This window comes from Pseudoalteromonas sp. MMG005 (assembly GCF_018101015.1).
In the GTDB taxonomy this organism is placed as follows: Bacteria; Pseudomonadota; Gammaproteobacteria; order Enterobacterales; family Alteromonadaceae; genus Pseudoalteromonas; species Pseudoalteromonas aurantia.
The window spans coordinates 1-19,423 of the sequence record NZ_JAGJEK010000039.1; the positions used below are offsets into that span (position 1 = coordinate 1).

General features: G+C 39.3%; 19 protein-coding genes. 11 read left to right on the forward strand and 8 right to left on the reverse strand.

The genetic code is table 11. The annotated features are described in order from the left end of the window. From J8M01_RS23025 to J8M01_RS23050, 6 genes are all read left to right on the forward strand, one after another. Window positions 1-182, forward strand: a 182-nt coding sequence (locus J8M01_RS23025) for a hypothetical protein (protein ID WP_211059490.1), incomplete at its 5' end; no start/stop codon positions are given. A gap of 192 nt (window positions 183-374) precedes the next feature. After that, window positions 375-800 (forward strand): GNAT family N-acetyltransferase, encoded by a 426-nt coding sequence (locus J8M01_RS23030; protein ID WP_211059491.1) that lies wholly within the window; start codon window positions 375-377, stop codon window positions 798-800. A gap of 283 nt (window positions 801-1,083) precedes the next feature. Then, window positions 1,084-1,689, forward strand: coding sequence for a DUF998 domain-containing protein (locus tag J8M01_RS23035; protein WP_211059492.1), 606 nt, complete (start codon window positions 1,084-1,086; stop codon window positions 1,687-1,689). Between the two features lie 434 nt (window positions 1,690-2,123). Then, window positions 2,124-2,435, forward strand: coding sequence for a DUF2834 domain-containing protein (locus J8M01_RS23040; protein ID WP_192507695.1), 312 nt, complete (start codon window positions 2,124-2,126; stop codon window positions 2,433-2,435). A gap of 328 nt (window positions 2,436-2,763) precedes the next feature. Beyond that, complete coding sequence (locus tag J8M01_RS23045; RefSeq protein WP_348772774.1) at window positions 2,764-3,600, forward strand: alpha/beta hydrolase-fold protein; 837 nt, start codon at window positions 2,764-2,766, stop codon at window positions 3,598-3,600. A gap of 658 nt (window positions 3,601-4,258) precedes the next feature. Further along, window positions 4,259-4,459 carry a DUF1737 domain-containing protein gene (locus tag J8M01_RS23050; RefSeq protein WP_211059493.1) on the forward strand — a complete coding sequence of 67 codons (201 nt, stop codon included), beginning with the start codon at window positions 4,259-4,261 and terminating at the stop codon, window positions 4,457-4,459. A gap of 804 nt (window positions 4,460-5,263) precedes the next feature. Here the strand turns inward: J8M01_RS23050 and J8M01_RS23055 are convergent. After that, complete coding sequence (locus J8M01_RS23055) at window positions 5,264-6,322, reverse strand: hypothetical protein (RefSeq protein ID WP_211059494.1); 1,059 nt, start codon at window positions 6,320-6,322, stop codon at window positions 5,264-5,266. A 666-nt stretch (window positions 6,323-6,988) separates the two neighbouring features. On the opposite strand from J8M01_RS23055, the gene J8M01_RS23060 reads away from it, so the two are divergent. Beyond that, a complete protein-coding gene (locus J8M01_RS23060; RefSeq protein ID WP_210998111.1) occupies window positions 6,989-7,345 on the forward strand; it encodes an MmcQ/YjbR family DNA-binding protein in 357 nt (118 codons plus the stop codon). A gap of 341 nt (window positions 7,346-7,686) precedes the next feature. Here J8M01_RS23060 and J8M01_RS23065 read toward each other — a convergent pair whose 3' ends face one another. Continuing rightward, entirely contained in the window at window positions 7,687-8,154 is a 468-nt protein-coding gene (locus J8M01_RS23065; RefSeq protein ID WP_192507691.1) for an Lrp/AsnC family transcriptional regulator, read from the reverse strand. A 153-nt stretch (window positions 8,155-8,307) separates the two neighbouring features. Between J8M01_RS23065 and J8M01_RS23070 the strand changes: the two genes are divergently transcribed. Continuing rightward, window positions 8,308-9,285, forward strand: coding sequence for a hypothetical protein (locus J8M01_RS23070; RefSeq protein WP_211059495.1), 978 nt, complete (start codon window positions 8,308-8,310; stop codon window positions 9,283-9,285). Between the two features lie 146 nt (window positions 9,286-9,431). On the opposite strand, the gene J8M01_RS23075 is transcribed toward J8M01_RS23070, so the two are convergent. Further along, window positions 9,432-10,328 carry a hypothetical protein gene (locus J8M01_RS23075; RefSeq protein ID WP_211059496.1) on the reverse strand — a complete coding sequence of 299 codons (897 nt, stop codon included), beginning with the start codon at window positions 10,326-10,328 and terminating at the stop codon, window positions 9,432-9,434. Between the two features lie 501 nt (window positions 10,329-10,829). Between J8M01_RS23075 and J8M01_RS23080 the strand changes: the two genes are divergently transcribed. Further along, window positions 10,830-11,777 carry a helix-turn-helix domain-containing GNAT family N-acetyltransferase gene (locus tag J8M01_RS23080; RefSeq protein ID WP_211059497.1) on the forward strand — a complete coding sequence of 316 codons (948 nt, stop codon included), beginning with the start codon at window positions 10,830-10,832 and terminating at the stop codon, window positions 11,775-11,777. Between the two features lie 281 nt (window positions 11,778-12,058). Here the strand turns inward: J8M01_RS23080 and J8M01_RS23085 are convergent, their stop codons facing one another. Further along, on the reverse strand, window positions 12,059-12,481 hold the full coding sequence (locus tag J8M01_RS23085; protein WP_211059498.1) for a BLUF domain-containing protein: 423 nt from the start codon (window positions 12,479-12,481) through the stop codon (window positions 12,059-12,061). Window positions 12,482-12,705: 224 nt separating this feature from the next. Here J8M01_RS23085 and J8M01_RS23090 point away from each other — a divergent pair, with 224 nt between their 5' ends. Continuing rightward, window positions 12,706-13,929 (forward strand): FG-GAP repeat protein, encoded by a 1,224-nt coding sequence (locus tag J8M01_RS23090; RefSeq protein ID WP_211059499.1) that lies wholly within the window; start codon window positions 12,706-12,708, stop codon window positions 13,927-13,929. A gap of 109 nt (window positions 13,930-14,038) precedes the next feature. Here the strand turns inward: J8M01_RS23090 and J8M01_RS23095 are convergent, their stop codons facing one another. After that, window positions 14,039-14,416, reverse strand: a complete 378-nt coding sequence (locus J8M01_RS23095; protein WP_211059500.1) for a helix-turn-helix domain-containing protein — start codon at window positions 14,414-14,416, stop codon at window positions 14,039-14,041. A gap of 141 nt (window positions 14,417-14,557) precedes the next feature. Here J8M01_RS23095 and J8M01_RS23100 point away from each other — a divergent pair, with 141 nt between their 5' ends. Continuing rightward, window positions 14,558-15,100, forward strand: coding sequence for a nuclear transport factor 2 family protein (locus J8M01_RS23100; protein ID WP_211059501.1), 543 nt, complete (start codon window positions 14,558-14,560; stop codon window positions 15,098-15,100). Window positions 15,101-15,275: 175 nt separating this feature from the next. On the opposite strand, the gene J8M01_RS23105 is transcribed toward J8M01_RS23100, so the two are convergent. From J8M01_RS23105 to J8M01_RS23115, 3 genes are read right to left on the reverse strand one after another with little or no spacing between them, the layout of a single operon-like run. Continuing rightward, on the reverse strand, window positions 15,276-16,391 hold the full coding sequence (locus J8M01_RS23105) for an alanine--glyoxylate aminotransferase family protein (protein WP_211059502.1): 1,116 nt from the start codon (window positions 16,389-16,391) through the stop codon (window positions 15,276-15,278). Between the two features lie 27 nt (window positions 16,392-16,418). Then, complete coding sequence (locus J8M01_RS23110) at window positions 16,419-17,945, reverse strand: FAD/NAD(P)-binding protein (protein WP_211059503.1); 1,527 nt, start codon at window positions 17,943-17,945, stop codon at window positions 16,419-16,421. Next, entirely contained in the window at window positions 17,935-19,422 is a 1,488-nt protein-coding gene (locus J8M01_RS23115; protein WP_211059504.1) for a CoA-transferase, read from the reverse strand. The genes J8M01_RS23110 and J8M01_RS23115 overlap by 11 nt, the downstream gene beginning before the upstream one ends. Between the last annotated feature and the right edge of the window lies 1 nt (window position 19,423).

A 19,423-nucleotide genomic window follows, 5' to 3' on the forward strand; every position in this document is an offset into this window, starting at 1 on the left:
GCACCATGGTTGGCGGGTTAGACGCGCCTTTTGGATGCGTACTTTTTGAGTTTACGGTACAAAGGGGCTGGTTAACACAACACCGCATCTGTAGAATACAAAAAACCATCAAAACGGACCTAGCAAACACATCAGCTTGCTGTTTTGCTTTCCTTGAACTCGATAAATCTGCGTTAGAGTAGCCAAGGTGACAGAAAGTAATATTTTTAATGTATTTCACAGTGAAAAAATATTGAAGCTGTGTTGCAATGGTGAGCGTATAATTATGTGCCTGTCCTATTTTACTTTTTACTAAAGGTTGAGGCATCAATAAAAAATAATTTAAAACGGGTAATTCTACAGGCTCGTTATAACTCTCTCGGATGTCGGAACATATGAATCTCGTAGTGACCACTTCACCAGCGGAAGAAGACCTTAAAACATTAAGTGTAGGTATTGGCTCTTATAACAAAGATTACCTTCCTGATGAAGTCAGCTTTGAAAAGGACACCAACTTTGCTGTTATCGCGAAAGACGATAATGGAATCGTTTTAGGGGGGGGTAGAGCAAAAGCATTCTGGAACTACTGTACTATTGAACTACTTTGGTTATCAAAAGAAGCAAGAGGTTTAGGGCTGGGTAGTAATTTAATGAAAGCAGCTGAAAAATTTGCTAAAGACAAAGGTTTTGGCTACGTCCGCACTGAAACTTTGAGCTTTCAAGCAAAGCCTTTTTACGAAAAACTAGGTTATAAAGTATTTGGTGAGTTGCCTGATTATCCTAAAGGCCATACAACATATTGTTTAGTCAAAGAGCTATAACAAGCCAATTAAATAAGGATAATGATCCTTCCTCGCTTTAGAGGACACCTCGTAAAAAGAGGATACATTAAGAAGAGTAGGGCCATTTCAGCCAAAATAAAGCCACAAAAACCCGCCGCTAAGACCGATAAAATCCCCCTCAAAGCACATAATAAAAATCAAAGTGGAAAGCCACTAAACGATTGAATTGAAATAGGAACTCGGCTATGGTTGAGGCATCAATAAAAAATAAATTATAACGAGTAATTCTACAGGCTCGTTAGTTTACAAAGGGAGTTTGGTGGTGTTTGAGAGTATTGCGGTCTATTCAGGATTAATTGCAACAATCTGGATTTTCATTGGTGTTTATGTAGCAAGTAGGTTTTATACTGGTTACAGTCATTCTAAGCAATTTTGTAGTGAGTTAGGTGCGACTGGTAGCCCAACTGAAAAATTATCTCCTTTAATTAATAATTACCCTCTTGGTTTTCTATTTTGCTTTTTCGGTTGGTATCTGGCTCAACTCTCAAATGTTTCAACTTTAGTGAATGTTGTGGGTTGGTTAGTCATAGTTCATGGTGTTGGTACATGGGTCGCAGGTTACTTCCCAATGGACGCCGATCCATTTACTAAGAATCCAACTTTTAATTGTAAGGTGCATTCTTGGGCAGGTTTTATCATGTTGCTTTCATTAGTTGTAGCACCAATATTAATTGCTATAAGTCCAACAACTGAAATTATCCCATTATATTTCCGTATTTTTTCATTATTTTCTGTTGTCGCTGCTGTTTATTATCTTTTCTTAATGGCTAAAGCTGTAAAATCCCAAAGCAATCCAGGCATCCATCAGCGTATTTCATATGGCTTTCAGCTAATTTGGCTAAGTGTTTTTTCATTAGTATTGGTGTAAATGTAAACTAACAGATATGAACCTTCTTGGGTCAAGTAAGCATTAAAAAGATTAAGATGAGACAGTCAAAAATTTATAGCAGGAGGTTACAACATAAAAGGGCAGTCAAAAATCTCTTGCCTAATTGAGTTGCGATGGTGAGTGTATAATGATGTGCCCGTCCTATTTTACTCTTATGGTTCATAATATAGAAAAGCTACAAAACAGGATACATTAAGAAGAGTAGGGCTATTTTAACCAAAATAAAGCCACGAACATCCGCCACTAAGACTGATAAAATATCCCTCAAATAACATAATGAAAATCAAAGTGGAAAGTGACTAAACGATTGAATCAAAGTAGGAACTCGGCTATGGTTGAGACATCAATAAAAAATAAATTAAAACGTGCAATTCTACAGGCTCGTTAGGCATTCAAAAAGGGTTTGTCATACAATGAAAAATTTGTATCTTATACTAGCCATATTAGGTGGCATAATTCCTTATCTATTTTTCTTCCAATTTATCCAACTTGAAGGCGTAAATATACCTTTATTCATCGAGTCCTTATTTGTAAATGGTGCGGCGGCAGGCTTTAGTGTAGATTTGTTAATTAGCTCATTTGTATTTTGGTTTTTCATGTTTCAAGAGTCAAAGGTGTCTTCTAATCCAAAACCATATCTATATGTTATTATTAATCTTACTATAGGATTAAGTTGTGCTTTGCCAGCTTATTTATATGCAAAAGCTAGAGTAAAAAATACCTAACAAGATAATTGGACTCCCAACCTCTACACTGAGGTAGGAATTATTTTCGGAGTTCAAGTATGAATAAGTTAAGAATTGGTGTCGATTTAGCTCATAAATTAATACAAGTTTGTAGTTCTACAAATATTAAAGTGCACTCAAATAATGAGATGACACTGCAATAATTTAGAGAGTATTTGGCGACGCTTAGTCCTTCAAAGGTTATTTTTGAAGCGTGTGCCTGTCCCATAGCTGCTAGCAGGTAGCGCCTCAGTTCAACAAGTATTTATGCAGCACAAACAACGTGCTCCATAAATACTTAATAGTTATACGCAAAACGGAGTTTTGAGTGAAATTTCTACCTTATATTTTCATATTTATTTTCATTAATTCGATTCAATTAGTCAAAGCTCAAGATAGAAATACCTTTGAAATTCCTCGAAGTAATGTTATCGAAATTCAAGATCCTGATTCAGGAAGGGTTTACCCTCTGTTTATAAAATTACCACGCTCATATAACAAACGAGAAGATAAGTCATATCCTGTTATCTACTTAACCGACGCATGGTATAGTTTCCAAATTGTATCTGGCGCTACTAGATTTCCAATGAATACAGGAAAAATGAAAGAGGCAATAATTGTCGGGATTTCATACTCAAAAGGATCTAAAGGCCCCTCTAGCCGGATTCGTGATTATACTCATACTGAAGATTCAAGCTGGAAGTTTCAAACAGGAAAAGCGAAAGAACATATTAGTTTTATTGAAAAGTCAGTTTTCCCTTTCATTGAAAAAAACTACAGAGTAAATGAATCTAGGACTTTTGTTGGTAATTCACTTGGTGGACTACTTGGGGCATACATATTGTTTACTAAAGCTGATATGTTTAATAATTATGTTTTAGGCAGCCCATCTGTTTGGTTTAAAGATAATGATATTCTTAAAATTAAAACAGATCCTAATTTAAATAAGCATAAGGTGTTTATTGCTGTTGGTGCTAATGAGACTATTCAACTGGATTCGCCAAAACACGACATGGTCAAAGGTGCAAAGGAACTTGAGTTAAAGCTATCAGGTGAGTCATTCCCTAATACAAAAGTAAAGCTATTAACTATTCAAGGCGCAAACCATGAAACTGCGTTCCCAACTACTGCAATTCAAGGGTTGTATTGGCTGTTCAAAGAGTAGTGAACACATATGAGCCTTAACTCTGTCAATAGGCACTAATACTCTTTTTGGCCGTTTTTATACAGTGACGGCCAACTCTAAAAATCAATAAACAAAGTCGTTTATTTCGTCTGTCGATGTGGCTGTTAAACAAGTTGCTTACGGCAAACACAGAGTGAGGCTCTCTTATTGCGATCTCATCGCAGCCTACTTTTGTCCACTTCCTTATGGATTCGCAGAGGCACTATGCCTAAATGCAAGTAAGGTGGGACAGTCACAAATTTCTTGCATAATAGGGTGGCGTTACATTGTAATGTTGAGCGTATAACTGTGTGCCTGTCCCATTTTATCGTGTCAAGAATATACGCGATCGCGCAATGGCAGCTGTAGTGTCTGGTACATAATATAGAAAAGCTACAAAACAGGATACATTAAGAAGAGTAGGGCCATTTTTAACCAAAATAAAGCCGCGAATATCCGCCACTAAAACCGATAAAATATCCTTCAAATAACATAATGAAAATCAAAGTGAAAAGCGACTAAACGATTGAATCAAAATAGGAACTCAGCTATGGTTGAGGCATCAATAAAAAGTAAATTAAAACGGGTAATTCTACAGGCTCGTTATATGCCACACAGTATTAAGTAGTGTGGCTCTCAACATTAAAAGGAAGTACGAATGAAATTGTATCGTTTTGTCACAGGCCCCGATGATGAAGTTTTTTGCATGCGAGTTTCAGAGTCATTGAATAATGGTTGGGAGTTGCACGGTAGCCCAACTTTAACCTTTGATGGAAAAACTCCTATCGCAGGACAAGCTTTAGTAAAAGAAGTCGAAGGTGAAGAGTTTAGCCAAGATATTAAGTTACGCACTTATTAGCACTTGCATATAATAAGCAATTAAACTGAGATTAAAAATTGCGGGCTATTCGCTTCGCTCAATTTTAGTCCACAATTTTTAACCCGTCACTCGAGCGTTGAACTAAGTCGCTACGCGGAGATCTTATTCTCAGTATTTGAGCCACACTTTCTCTGAGTTATTTCACAACTTATAGGTCAAAAATGAAAGAAAAGGGGTCAAGTTGCTTGTTTCATAATATAAAATCAACGGCTACGACTTTTTTGATTGCAGGTCCCAGTGATTGTAAAATTGAACATTTCAAATAGTGGTTTTTAAGGCAGAAGCCCCAAGACTTTTAATGATTGTTTTATGGCCACTAGTTTTGGCTTTGCTAAATCGAATTCATGAAAAGATTAAGATTACTCCAAAAATGTTTTACGGCGTATTGGCAGTTCACGCTATTACCTGTCTAATCGCTGTTATATTTATTTATACTGAAGGTTGCTTTACAAAAGAAACAACATTGACAAGCAGAGAAGTGGTCTATCAAGGTTGTAATCAAATTGATTGCAACTCTGCAGTTTATGGTGCTGCCTTTCTAACTTTCCTCTCAGGGATGATTTCGCACTATATATTCAGCTAAAGCTTTGTTCCTAGATTCAAAAGGCAGCACATAAGATGAGATAGCCTAATATGCAGTTGTTTTATGCTTATTTTTTAAATTAATGACACGACCCTTATGATTTGGTGAAACAGGCATAAAATGCAATAGAGGGGCAAGCAACGACGTTACTTATTGAAATTGGCTTTTCAGATATGTAAGTCGTTGCAATTAAATATTCATTATTCTTCTAAATGAGATACAGAAGTACCACCTGCTGACATTTTATTAATAGGTGCACTGTGGCGCAAAGCAACGGTGTTGGCAGGTGTATTTGCTAAAAATACAGTTTGTGCGCCTTCGGTAAAGCTATCGTTATGGATGCATTGCGGCCGAATGGCAAGCGCGCTGCCGTCTAGCGGAATTTCAAACATGGTAAAGTGGTATTGCTGTATTGTGACTGGGCGATAGTAACTGTCTTCATGCGTTTTATCTAGCCTGCGTCCGAGTAAAATACGAGAAACCGTGTGATTGCCAAATGCGGGGTCTTTTCCTTGAGAAGGCAACCAAATGTGCGGAAAAGGATGATGTTCGACAAATAATCCCCCCGCTTTTTTTGCACTAAATTGATAGTCAGTGATGTACTGTGGTAGTTTTTGATCGTATTGAATACCCCATAAATCTTGGCTAAAGCCGAGCGCAAATTCTTCTTTGGGTGCCAATAAGGTGCCACCATAATAGGCTAAAGTGTCTAAGTAGGTGTGTTGTGACTCACAGGTAGTACCATACGTTAGTAAAGGGAAATTAAGTTCGTCAACATCGCAGATCAGTTGTCCTGTACTACCAAAAACATTGGCGGAACCGTCTAACCCTGTTATTCCTGCGCCATTTGTCGCGGATGTCCAAAAACCATTTACACACAGCGCTAAGTCGTTACTTGGCGGTATGCCTGTATGCTCATCATGCAGCTTGTTGAGTTTGGTTATCAGATCAGCCTCTGGGTTTACAGGGGCTTGCTGACTTTGGATGACTTGATTGGCAGATAAAGGGTCTAAATGGATTAATGTGCCAGTTCTTATGGGGCCAAATAAGCCAGTGGTAGTGAGGAGTAGTTGGTTATTAGCATCACGGTTTAACACTGCGCTATTGATGAAATCAAAGTTACTATCTAAATCAGAATTGGTTATGCCCAGGTTTTGTTTAGCATATTTCCAGCGCGGTTCACTCATTTGCTCGGTGCGGTATTGGTTAAGTGTTTGACCACCGAGGCAGTGTGCTTTTTTATATACAACGTGAGACATTTTTATCTCCTTATTAAACGGTGAGTTTTATGTATCTTGCATCGTCATGTTGCTTTCTTTTATCATCCACTAAGATTGGAAATAATGGACGTACAAATGAAACGGGACAGGCATAAATACGGTAAGTTTTATACCGTTCCTTTTGTATTTACGATGTATGTTGAAAGTGAGTGTGGCAAATCTCCTTCAAGCTCGCCATTACATGCTATTACAGATGCATATAAGAGAAGCGGGTTATGACTAAAGGAGTAATAGAGTTGATGGTTGGTTCTGAAAAAGTGGAAAATGACTTGCTTTATAACACCATACTCTTAATAAAAGTCGTATGGCGAAGCAGTCTTAACTCGCTTTAAATATGAGTTAGTCGACAGCAGTTAAGTATCTAACTATATATTAATCAGTCGGTTAATTGAGTTCTATAGGTCAGACCAATGACTATGACATCATTGATTTACATTAAAGAGGTGTCGCTCTTTTAACCTCAATAAAACCACGTATTCAGCTAAAAAAACGCACAAAACAGCCCTCAAATGAAATAATGAAGCGCACAGTAGAAAGTGACTCAACGATTGAATCAAAATAGGAACTCGGCTAATGTTGAGGCATTAATAAAAAATAATGTTAAAACGCTTAATCTACAGGGTCGTTAAATGTTTAGGAGAAGCCATGCACGTATCTGATGTAAAGAACCTTTGCCTGAGCTTTACTGACGTTACAGTAGCCGAAAGAGGGGAGCCTTCGAATATACTGACATATAAAGTACGGGCGCGAAACTTTGCTTACTTTAAAACAAGTGAACCAGAACGCTGGCGTTTTAGCGTCCGTGTATCTCCTGAAAGGTTTTTGGAGCTAACTGATCAACCTGGTGTAAAACCAGCTCGGTACATGCATCGCTTTCATTGGGTCACAATTGTTAACGTGAGTGAATTTGATCCAGACTATTTATTAGAGCTGATCAGTTGGTCTTATCGTAAGGCTTGCTCAACATTAAGCAAAAAATCACAACGCGAGTTAAACCTATAACGAGTATGCGTCGGATCACAGCCAATAGGAAATACAGTTTTATTGGACTGCGGTGATAGTCAATTTTTTATTAATTAAAAAATTTTTTGGTTTGTCTGATATGTGGCTATTCAGCATTGCTTAGTGAAAACCAACATAGGTACAAAGTAAGATCGAGCAGACATAAGGTAGCGCCGTTTTTACCTGCTTTTCAATCAACGTTCCCTAGATTAGAAGAGGATTAAATTATGGTATTCATCAACGACTACGCCAGCGGCTAAGCAACTTAAGTGCTCAGCGAGCCACTTGCGGCTAGGCTCTTTATAAGGTTCAAAGCTGTACGTCTGTTTTTAAATTCGCGGTTATGACTCGTCTAAGTTAACCACTGTACTATATTTCACGGTTCTCATTGAGACAGAGCTGTGAAACTTACGAATGTTTAAATCTTTTCGCAGTACTCTCTCAACGAAATTTTCATAGGCTTGAATGTCTTTCACTGTCACTATCAACATGAAGTCATAGCTTCCTGAAATTTGGTAGCACTGAGTTACTTCTGCCGCATTTAAAATAGAGCGACGAAATATCTGATAGATGTCCCCTCGGTCGCGCTCCATTTCCACAGATACAACCATAGTCATTTTATTGCCCGTGAGATCAGGATTGATGATAGAGACATCACCAACAATCACGCCCTCGCTTCTCAAGCGCTTCACTCGCTTTAGACAGGCTGGCGGGGATAAACCAATAAGCTCAGCCAATCTCTGATTAGGAATTCGATTATTTTTTTGCAACTCTACAAGAATGCGTCTATCTATACGATCTATTTCCATAATTTCCCAAAAGCATCATTTAGCGACTAATAATTTCTAATATTACGACAATTAAAAAATTAAAGATAACTTTCAAAGATAAATTAGAAATTTTGATTGCACTAATCACGATAAGATGTGCTCATACAATACAAGTGAACCATGGCTGTAATAATGAAATCCATTTATCAATTTTTTAAAGAGCTCTTTAAAGAGATCTTCAATGTCACTTCGACGCTTTTTCGAATTATGATCCCAATCATCATTGCCATAAAGGTTGTTGAAGAGCTTGGAGGGATCGTGATCCTTAGCGAATGGTTAAGCCCCATAATGGAAAGCGTCGGACTACCTAAAGAAGTGGGGCTGGTATGGGCTACAACCTTACTCATTAATATCTATGCAGGGCTGATCGTGCTGATTAATTCCGATGTTCCTTTAACGGTTGCTCAGGCCTCCGTTTTAGGTAGCATGATGCTGCTAGCGCATTCGTTGCCGATCGAGGGGGCGATAGCTAAAAAGGCTGGTGTGAGTTGGCTCGCTACCTTGTCAGTGAGAGTCGGTGGAAGCTTGGTCTTGGCATGGCTGCTCAACCTCAGTTATCAATACGGGGACTTGCTTAACTACTCTGCGACCGTGCTATGGCAACCTGAAGTATCGGGAGACATTAGCTATTTTACTTGGGCTATTGAACAGCTCAAGAACTTTGCCGTTATCTTTATGGTGATCTCAGTATTATTACTGTTACTCAAAATTTTAAAGGTACTAGGCGTTGAAAAACTCATGGCAATCTTGTTAAGGCCGTTCTTAAGGCTGCTCGGGATCAGCAAGGACGCAACCAACTTAACCATTATCGGGATCACGCTTGGTTTGTCGTTTGGTGGCGGCTTATTGATCAATGAAGCGAAGCAGGGACATATCTCAGCGAGAGATGTATTCACTGCGATCATGTTGCTCAATTTGCTCCATAGTTTAATTGAAGATACGCTGTTGATCATGCTAATAGGCGCTGACTTTAATACGATATTTTGGGGAAGGTTGGTATTCTCTGTGTTGGTTGTTGCGTCGATATCACACGTTATTAAGCGGATTAATCCAAGCATTTGTGAGCGTTATTTTTATCGGGATGTATCCCATTCACCGCGGCAGGCCTAGCTGGGTCAATAATAAGCAGTGCTTTTGTGTTAACCCGTTACTAAAAAGCGTCTCAATACGAGCGTATTCGGTGCACTAGAGTACGTAGAGACAGGCATAAGGTGTGGTAAAGTTATGCCTGTCCCAAGCATGTTCAAGACTCGTTATTAATAGCACGCTATTGAAAGGGTACTCCAAGGGTTAGCGCTACCGTCTGCGTATTTATTACATATGCCTTTTGCAAACAGGTTTTCTAGGTGATAACCAAAACTGGTGAATTCAACAAGATTGCCGAAGAAAGGAAACTTCCCATAAACATGCAACTCTCGAAGCATATTATCTAAGTTATAATTGGTTTGTTCTGCGATAAAGGTTTGGTCTATTTCTTTTAAATTGATGATTTGTGGATCAGGAAATCCTGGGATTACAACATGTAAGTATTCTTCATCGTAAGCACCATCAAAAAATCTCACGTTTTGCAGCATTTCTGTAGGTGATAGTTGATTCATTGCGAGTTTGAAGTCGGTAACTTGCAATTTACTCTGTGTTAGGTTTCGGTTGACGTTTATTTCTCCTGGTAAAATATCGTGTAGTGCGCGCATCACGGCTTGTTCATTATCATTTACAGGCAGTGCAAGGGCGTAGTTAGGAAACCTTTTATTCGTAAAGCGTTCATAAGATTCTTTAACCATCCCTATGAAGAACTCGAGAGTTTGCTGTCGCGCAATGGTATGTGCTTGTGCTTCGCTCACTTCTCGTGACATAAGTAGTGTGGTCTTTTTACCAACATAGAAGCTGACCAGGTTTTGCGTGATTGAATAGACAGCAGCATTTGAAGAGTTTTTGGGATTCCCTCCTTGGTAAATTCGCGTGCCATTGGCATAGTCAAAAATAGTGCTTAAATCAAAGCGGCCATTTTCGTCGTTTTCACGTGTTTCAGCATTCCACTGAAATAGGTCGTGAGAGGCCAATCCTATCACCCCTATGTCTACGACACGGATTGGTTTTTTGGCTAAAGCCGGTACGGAAAAAAGCAGAACGAGCAGTATAGAAATTATTTTCATTTAGTAACTATCCTTTAATGTAAATGAGAATCATTATTGTATATGGTGTTTTTTTGTGAATCAATGTGTTTTTAAAGTTAATAAAAGGTGATTTTTGAATAAGTAGGTTGATTCATTACTTTCATCATACGAGCAATTAAATATGAATAACGTGGATATTCATTCTGCTTAGCCCACAAATAGCTTAATGATCCACGTTTCACTTCGCTGTTCATATGTGTACGTGGCGTATACGGGCTATACGTCTTAAATGAAGGCTCAAACCCTACGACTGAATATCTTTATTACCTTTCACAAATCTAGCCATAAAAATAGCTCAATGCGCCGTACCTCATGTTTACGCGAGTTATACGCCTTAGATGAAGGCTCGAACTCTACGACTGAATATCTTTATTACCTTTCACTGCAAATTCAGCCATAAAAATAGCTTGATAGAAAATTCATTTGACAGGCTCTCACACTTGTAACTAATATATATGTAACTAGTTACGGAGTTTTATCATGAAGCCATATAATGAGTTAGGGCATGTTGCTTTAGGGACCACCTTAAGACACCTTGCCACACAAGTATCCAAAGATGCAGAAAACACCTATAAGCAATTTGGCTTTGCGATCGAACCTAAATGGTTTCCAGTCTTTTATGTGCTTGCATCAACTGGGGCTGATTCGGTCGTGAATATAGCGAAGAAAATAAGTCATTCTCATGTATCGGTCAGTAAGATTATTAAAGAAATGAAAGTTGCTGATTTAATTGACAGTTATAAATCTAATGAGGACTCCCGTATCACCTTGGTGATGTTGAATGAGAGGGCACTCGCTATGCTTCCTGCAATGCAAAACCAATGTGAAGCGATTGATTTTGCGATGAAGCAGCTCACAGAGGAAACGGGAATTGATCTGTGGCAAGCATTAACGGTCATTGATAGGCATTTAAGGTTCCGTCCAATAAGTTCAAGAGTGAATGAAGATAAAGCCGACATTCATATTGTAGATTACGCACCAAAATATCAGAACGCTTTCAAAGCGTTAAATGTTGAGTGGATCAGCCAATATTGGACGTTAGAAGAACCAGATTATAATGCATTAAATGATCCTGAGGGTTATATATTAAATCAATCAGGCGCTATTCTCATTGCATTGGATAAAGGGAGAGCTGTTGGTTGTTGCGCCCTGATAAAAATCGATAATAATAACTATGAGCTTGCAAAAATGGCTGTATCGCCAGACGTTCAAGGTAAAGGTGTTGGTTTACTTTTAGGTAAGAAAATCATCGAAAGAGCAATTTTGATGAAGGTAAAGCGCCTTTACTTAGAAAGTAATACAGTATTGGTGCCGGCACTTAAGCTTTATGAAAAGTTAGGTTTTAAACCCATAGAGGGCGCAGTGTCACCGTACGAGAGATGCAATGTACAAATGGAACTTCACTTACCTCATGTGAAAGCGAAATAGAAAGGGTAATATGAAATATGGGGGAAACCTGATCCAAAGGATTATAGCTCTGAGTTTAATTCACATCGGCTTTATTTCAAATGTACGCATTTCAACTATCGCTATAGTGTGATTGAGTTTGATGTGGTGTATCCAGATGAAGATATTGGCCATTACACTCGGGCTCAATGTTAAATGGCGAGTCAACGGATGATGCGCTGGCTGTAACAAATGATGATTTTATAAAGTGTGAATAAGTCAAGTGTTGTGGCTATCACGCACGAGAGCTTGAAACCTCAGTGTTACGTCACGTTGTGAAGTGCGCCTCTGAGCTCTAACATCATTTTATGGGCGCTTTCACCTGACATTTTATAGGGATTGAAAATGCTACTTTCAGAGAATCTAAGGTTAAGAGATGCTGTTAAGCTCGTATCAGGCACATATGACATAGACCAATTGCCAAATTCTCGTTCAGATATCTCTTTATAATCGAGTAAAGTAATATTCGAATGCCGTTTATCGTTTAATATCTTATGATAAAGCTCATTTACATTAGCGCGGGATGACTCAATCGATTGGAGGAAATAATTATTACTAAAACAAAGCATACCGGTGATATCCAGCGTACCGTTATTTTTCCTAGCTTTAGTTAAGATATCCTCAATGTCGAGTGGTTTAAATTGCTCTGAAGCGGTGCTTGCGTATAAAAGTCTAGTAAGAAACATAACTACAATTCCCGAGGTTTTGTTCAAGTATAGTCGTCTTAGATCATTTGTAGTAAGTCAAACCATTAAATAAGGATAGGTATTGTAAGTGCACTTTCATCAGGGATAGACACGCTTGAAATTATGGTAGAAAATTACATAGAGATACATAAAATTTATTACAGGCCGAGCTTAGGTTTATGTCAATTCTGAGCGTACTGATATTTAACACAAGGAAAGTATGGATGACGTTTAATTTTAGTTTAAAAATATTATCTTGTTTTGCATTGATAGCAATCAGCCAAAGTTATGCTAAGCAGCAAAAATTGTTACCTGATGATGCTAAAACAGGCGATCAGTTTGGCTTTAGTGTTGCTATTGATGGCACCACCGCCCTCGTTGGTGCACACAAAGCGGATGCTAAAAGTACCCAAGATGCTGGGGCTGCCTATGTGTATTCCTTGAACGCTGGTGGTTGGCAACAACAGGCCAAATTAGTCGCTAAGCCAGCGTATGCCAATGATACATTTGGCGGTAATGTGGCATTGAAAAATGATATAGCCATGTTGGGTGTTATTAAAAGAGACGATAAAGGTGAAGATGCAGGCGCAGTGTTTGCCTTTGAGAAAGAAGTTAACTCTTGGTCACAAAAACAAATATTAACAGCGAATGATGGCAAATCAGGAGATGCTTTTGGTCAAAGTATTGCGCTGACAGAACGCTTTCTTGTGATAGGCGCACCACACAGTGATGCACCTGAGCATGACTCAGGTGCTGTTTATGTCTACATACGAGATAAAGGTGCATGGCGTTTTCATACTAAACTCACAGCAAAAGATGGTGCTGATGGTGATTTATTCGGAATAAGTGTCGCGATCGACGGCGATACGATTTTGGTTGGTGCTGATCTACATGATGAAAAAGCCGAGCAGGCGGGGGCGGTATATGCTTACGTATTTGATGGAAAAAACTGGCATCACCAAGCCAAGCTAACGGCAACAGATGGCGAAAAAGTAGATATTTTTGGCGTGAGAGTGGCCTTGCTTGGCGATACGGCATTGATCTCAGCTAGAAGAGACGACGTTGAGGGCATAGGCACTGATGCGGGCTCGGCCTATATATTTGAACGAGTAAAAGGCAAGTGGATTCAAACACAAAAGTTAGTCGCACCGGATGGTAAAGCGGATGACCGGTTTGCTCGGGGTGTGGCATTAAATAAAGAGACCGCCTTAATTAGTGCTATGCACCATGACATGAATGGCAGTAATGCCGGGGCGCTGTATGTATTCAAAAAAGAGCGTGGTTTATGGCGTTATATATCAAAAATAGTGGCCAGTGATGGTGTGCCAGAAGACCGATTTGGTTGGAATATAGCCTTCTCAGATAATACAGCGATAGTGGCAGTACCTCATCGTGATGACAATGGTGATGCATCTGGTGCTGCGTACGTTTTTGATTTAGGTGAGTAAAACTTCTACCCGATAGGGGTCAGTGGCTACAACCCCACTAGTTGAATAATGGCCAACTCAATTTGATCACGACATACAGAGTGCTTTATGGTTTCTCAGTGGGTTAAAATTAAGTCGATCTAACTTTTTTATCATATATTTTTCTTGCTTGCTCAATCTTGGGCTGATGTTTATCCGCCCAAAGAACAAGCTCATATAAAGGCTTTACAATGTCTCTTCCCATTTCGGTTAAAGCATACTCCACCCGCACAGGCACCTCAGGATAAACAGTTCTGTCAACATAACCTTCTCGCTCTAAGTCTCGAAGAGTCTGCGTCAACATACGCTGAGATATCCCTTCAATCCTAGATTTAAGCGCGTTAAATCGTTCTGCGCCATCTGTCAAAGCGAATAAAATTAACAGTGACCATTTATCGCCAATTTGTGCGACAACATTGCGTACTGGACACGCTTCGTTATTGTGAAAAATACGTCTATCAGATGCCATTTTAGAGTCTCTTTTTAATATGACTGGTTACCAAAAACTGCCTAACCCAGTTTTTGGTGCCTTCTTGTAACTATAGTTACTCTTAATTACTATAGTTACTAATATATACCATTTTAAGTAAAACAGCCATTGGAGCGACCTATGTTAAAAGTACTTATTCCTTCTATTCTTCTATTTGCGAGCAGCTTAGCATACGGTCAGGTGAAAGAAGGGTTAAATATTGACCTATCAACACTTAAGAAAACGAACTGGACAGAACAAGAGCTGTCGAATGCGAAAATGCTCACTGATTTTGTGCAAAATCTTATGAATAACCATAATTTCGAATACATCATCAAGCATTACAACAATAGCGCTTACGTACAGCATAATAGAAACTTACCTGACAAAGTGACCGGTTTAGTGGATTTTCTAAAAGAATTTGTCGAAGATTATCCTGAGTACGGTTATGACGTTAAACATATTTATGTTGATGGCAATCATGTCATTTTTCACTCTCACGTTACCCTACATAAAGAGGATAGAGGCAACGACCAAAAAGGCATGAATATCATTGATACTTGGCGTATTGAGGAAGGAAAAATTGTTGAGCACTGGGATTCTATTCAAGCGCTTGATTTGTCAATGAGGATTTATGCACTAGTGAATGGCGGTAATATTGCAAATTCTAATGGTGTTTTCTAAGTGAATTAAGCGGAACATAAAACGATCTGATACTGTTATGCGTTCGTTTATTTTGAATATCACGTAAAACCATCGTATCAACTTATCCACGTTATAATACAAGGTGGTAAAAGAAAGTACCGCAAGTGATACTTTCTTTTACCGTCACAATTTACTCATTTAAAGTGAAGTGGGTTTATACTAGCACTTCCTTTAATGCCGTCAGCAGTAAAGCGACATTTTGTTCGTTTGCGGTAGCACCCATGAGTCCTACGCGCCATGTTTTTCCTGCAAGCTGCCCTAAACCGGCACCTATTTCAAGGTTAAACTTATTTAGCAAATGTGTTCTCACTTGTGCATCGTCGACACCTTCAGGTATTAAAATTGAATTTAATTGAGGTAACTGATGTGCATCATTCACCAAAAAGCGAATGCCTAATTCCGCTAAACCACTTTTGAGGCGTTGGTGTATTTGTGCATGACGAGACCAAGCTTGTTCTAGTCCTTCATTTTTCAGCATAAGCAATGATTCATGCAGTGCGTAGAGTGAATTGATAGGAGCGGTGTGATGATAACTGCGTTTCCCTTCTCCAGACCAATAACCCATTACGAGAGATTGATCTAAGAACCAACTTGGTACTTTTGTCTTACGGCTTTTTAGGATTTCAACAGCCTTTGGACTAAAACTAACCGGTGACAAACCCGGCACACACGATAGGCATTTTTGAGAGCCTGAATAAACGGCATCTATTCCCCATTCGTCGACTTTGAGCTCACTCCCCCCTAACGATGTTACCGCATCAACAATGGTGATAGCATCGTTTTGTTTGGCAATATTACAAAGGGTTTTTGCATCAGAGCAAGCGCCTGTAGATGTTTCAGCGTGCACAAAAACCAGTGCTTTGACATTTTTATGTATTGCAAAAGCATGCTCTACTTTGTCTACACTGACGGGGTCCCCCCAAGTATCTTCAATGACAATCGCTTGCGCACCAACTCGCTCAATGTTTTCTTTTAAGCGGCCACCAAAAACGCCATTAACACAGACGATCACTTTATCGTTTGGCTCAATTAAGTTGACGATACATGCTTCCATACCTGCAGAACCAGGTGCAGAGAGTGCGATAGTAAATTCGTTTTTAGTGACAAATGCATATTGCAGCAATTGCTTAATTTCGTCCATTAACTTAATAAATTGAGGGTCTAAGTGGCCTATGGTCGGTTTAGCTAATGCGCCTAAGACTCTTGGTGAAACATTTGAAGGCCCAGGGCCCATTAAAATACGCGGCGTAGGGTTGAAAGTTTCTAGCATAATAGTTTCCTAATTTTTATTATTAAGTTAAACAGCTAAAGCATGCTGAGTGTATGTATTCAAATCATGATGAACACTCTTTGCACAATTATGCGCATGTTTAACAATAATATCTAATGCACTGGTAAATAAAAAGCACCCATGTGTGACTTCACCAATTGCGTATATTGATGCACTACGTTTGCCTTTTTTATTGAGTAACGCATAGCTGGTATTACAGACATCAATACCACCAAATTTATGGGCTTTTGCGATATTGGTATCTACCATATTACGAATGAGTTCTGAGTCAGATAGATATATATCCCGCGGGCTGCCCACGGCATACACAATGGAGTCTACATGTGAAACACCGCCTTGATATTTGACCGATAAGGTGTTTTTCGCACATGTTTCAATTTGTGTATCACCGCCTATGTACTCTAATTGCCCATTGTCGATATAACTTTTGATTTTAGATGCATTTTCATATGGAATAGACACGCGCATAGACATAGCTGCTGACATCATAGTCGTCATAAAGCGCGCTTTATCAGCATCTTTGAGCATTTCCCACACGAGCGCTAAAATTGAGTTTGTGTCATATAAAATCGCTTGCCAACCTCTATTTTGATTGGCTTTTACCATTTCTGATGAGAGAAACTTGCTGAGATCTTTAATGGGGGTCGGTGGAAAAACAATATCTTCACTACACTCTTGAGGGTGCATCTGCTGATAATGGCACATTTCTTTTATAAATAACTGGCTCAGTTGTGACAAAGTCAGGGAAGTATAGTGTTGCGTGATAAACTCAGCAGATAGATAGGTGTTTTTATATCGTCCTTGAGTACCTCGTACAAATGGAAATAAATGGCTTCTTGAGAAAAGTGTTATTTTTCCATGATGACCATTCTCAATTAAGCCTATAACAGCATCTATTGCACTTAAGCGCGCACCAATAATGGCAACGCTGTCACTTTTTTCAATGTTACGGCGTAATGTTGAAATAGGGTAGGGGGTATGGTGAATTTGAGAGTTAATAGGTGGCGAAAATGGCGATTTTGAGAGCGTACCACACGCCACAATGACGCTGTTAAATTTAAAGCTCTGCTGGCAAAGTGTTTTCAATGTAATAGGCAGTGGATCAGAGTTTTCAGTTAATTGAATAACTTCGCTTCTTATGACTTTGACGATGATATTTTTCATAAATGCTTTTTTGACGATTCGGTCAAATGCATTTGCCATATACATCCCAAATAATGGGCGAGGGGCATAGCTGTTTTCAGCCACTTGTAAATTGGGATAAAGAGGTTGCCAGCGGTATCGATAGAGCGTTAACCATTGAAAAAAATCACCAGGTTTGTCTTTAAAGATGGTGATATAGCCAGCTTTGGTATTAAGTAAATTCGACTCTGCATCGCCTTGGTACGCATTACCAGGACCTAAGTCTTTTGATTTTTCAAACACCGTAATATTAATCGGACTAGGAGAGTTCGATGTTTGCTTTTCTATAAAGGCATCAATAAAGGCAATACTTGAAGCTCCTCCACCGATGATTGCAATTTTAGAGTTCATGGAGTACCTGCCTGATGTTTATTGTGGTGAGTGATGGAGAAACAGAAATTGGAAAATTTATATGCTGTTGTAAGTCTGCAATACTAAATCCTTTCGAAATTTCCATGACAGTTAATACTTTGTTTTTAAAGCTAAAGGTGGCTCTTTCAGTAATGATGATAACGTCTTTATTACGATATGTAGGGTGAGCTAAGTCGATGGTGATTTGCTGTACGTGTGACACAAATTTTGTGATATTACCTTCATTTTTAATGCATAAGAGGCCGTTTTCTTGCGCTGCATGCAAAGCGCCTGTTGTTAAGGTGCCACACAAAACCAGTTTTTTAGCAGATTGTGCAATATTGATAAATCCACCGACTCCGGTCATTCTTTGGCCCAGTAAACTGGCATTAACGCAACCTTGGGCATCTATTTCGGCAAAACCAAGAAAGGCAACATCTACGCCGCCGCCGTCGTAATATGCGAATAAATCAGACTGGCCTATAATGGCGTCGGGCTCTGATGAATCACCAAAAGACAAACCATACTTTGGTTGCCCGTTAAATATGCCTGATTCAACTGTGAAGCTATTGTCAGTCTGCGTTTTGTTAATATACTTCCCGAGCAGTGCGGGTATACCTATCCCTAAATTAATACAAGCTCTAGTCTGTGGGAGTTCATGCAGAGCACGCTGAACTATGTAGTGTTTAGCGATGTTTTCAGGCTCAGGTTGGTGGTCTGCAGTAGTCAGCTCACCATAGCTGGGTAAGTGGTCTAGCGGGTCTTGAGCAATGGTCACAAAGTCAACTAAATGAGCTGGAATATGTACGTCTTGACATGGCAGTGCCTTCACAAGTTCTTTGACCTGTACAGCGACCTTTCCACCGCTGTTTTTGGCTGCCATCGCTTGCAGCAGTGCATCATGATATGCAACTTCTTCATCCATGCTGATATTGCCTTTTTCATCCGCACGTGTGCCGCGTAAAAGCGAGAAGTCGATAGAAAACGCGGGATAAAATAGGTGCTGTTGACCTTGTATTTCTAATTTAGATATAAGAGAGGGGGCATGGTTTTCGATACAACCACCTCCAATATCTGGGTCGATGTAGCTTCCTAATCCAATGTGTGTGATGTGGCCTAATGCGCCTCGAGTAATATCCCGAAATAAGTGGCTGATCACTCCCATCGGCCAATTGTGTCCTTCAATCAGACCTTGTCGAGCTGCATTGGTTAACGCAGGACAAAACCCCCAAAAACCCCCAATGGCTTTTTTAATCATGCCTTTAGCTGCTAGTTGGTCTAACCCTTTTCCTTGCTTATCACCGGCACCAGATGCGAATAATAAAGTGAGAGATTTGGGTTTTCCCTCATTTTCATACCTCTGACGTAAGGCATGGGTGTATAAATCAGGGTGTCCACAACACCCAAAGCCACCGGGTATTACGGTGCTATCACTATTTACTTGGCTTGCTACATAGCTAGCTGTGACGATCTCCATG

What these genes read in the sequence shown, in the direction of transcription:
- J8M01_RS23110 (WP_211059503.1), bottom strand. Translation starts at nt 17,945, where the DNA reads ATGAACTCTAAAATTGCAATCATCGGTGGAGGAGCTTCAAGTATTGCC.
- J8M01_RS23060 (WP_210998111.1), top strand. Translation starts at nt 6,989, where the DNA reads ATGCACGTATCTGATGTAAAGAACCTTTGCCTGAGCTTTACTGACGTT.
- J8M01_RS23040 (WP_192507695.1), top strand. Translation starts at nt 2,124, where the DNA reads ATGAAAAATTTGTATCTTATACTAGCCATATTAGGTGGCATAATTCCT.
- J8M01_RS23100 (WP_211059501.1), top strand. Translation starts at nt 14,558, where the DNA reads ATGTTAAAAGTACTTATTCCTTCTATTCTTCTATTTGCGAGCAGCTTA.
- J8M01_RS23050 (WP_211059493.1), top strand. Translation starts at nt 4,259, where the DNA reads ATGAAATTGTATCGTTTTGTCACAGGCCCCGATGATGAAGTTTTTTGC.
- J8M01_RS23070 (WP_211059495.1), top strand. Translation starts at nt 8,308, where the DNA reads ATGAAATCCATTTATCAATTTTTTAAAGAGCTCTTTAAAGAGATCTTC.
- J8M01_RS23080 (WP_211059497.1), top strand. Translation starts at nt 10,830, where the DNA reads ATGAAGCCATATAATGAGTTAGGGCATGTTGCTTTAGGGACCACCTTA.
- J8M01_RS23105 (WP_211059502.1), bottom strand. Translation starts at nt 16,391, where the DNA reads ATGCTAGAAACTTTCAACCCTACGCCGCGTATTTTAATGGGCCCTGGG.
- J8M01_RS23075 (WP_211059496.1), bottom strand. Translation starts at nt 10,328, where the DNA reads ATGAAAATAATTTCTATACTGCTCGTTCTGCTTTTTTCCGTACCGGCT.
- J8M01_RS23090 (WP_211059499.1), top strand. Translation starts at nt 12,706, where the DNA reads ATGACGTTTAATTTTAGTTTAAAAATATTATCTTGTTTTGCATTGATA.
- J8M01_RS23055 (WP_211059494.1), bottom strand. Translation starts at nt 6,322, where the DNA reads ATGTCTCACGTTGTATATAAAAAAGCACACTGCCTCGGTGGTCAAACA.
- J8M01_RS23095 (WP_211059500.1), bottom strand. Translation starts at nt 14,416, where the DNA reads ATGGCATCTGATAGACGTATTTTTCACAATAACGAAGCGTGTCCAGTA.
- J8M01_RS23030 (WP_211059491.1), top strand. Translation starts at nt 375, where the DNA reads ATGAATCTCGTAGTGACCACTTCACCAGCGGAAGAAGACCTTAAAACA.
- J8M01_RS23115 (WP_211059504.1), bottom strand. Translation starts at nt 19,422, where the DNA reads ATGGAGATCGTCACAGCTAGCTATGTAGCAAGCCAAGTAAATAGTGAT.
- J8M01_RS23085 (WP_211059498.1), bottom strand. Translation starts at nt 12,481, where the DNA reads ATGTTTCTTACTAGACTTTTATACGCAAGCACCGCTTCAGAGCAATTT.
- J8M01_RS23065 (WP_192507691.1), bottom strand. Translation starts at nt 8,154, where the DNA reads ATGGAAATAGATCGTATAGATAGACGCATTCTTGTAGAGTTGCAAAAA.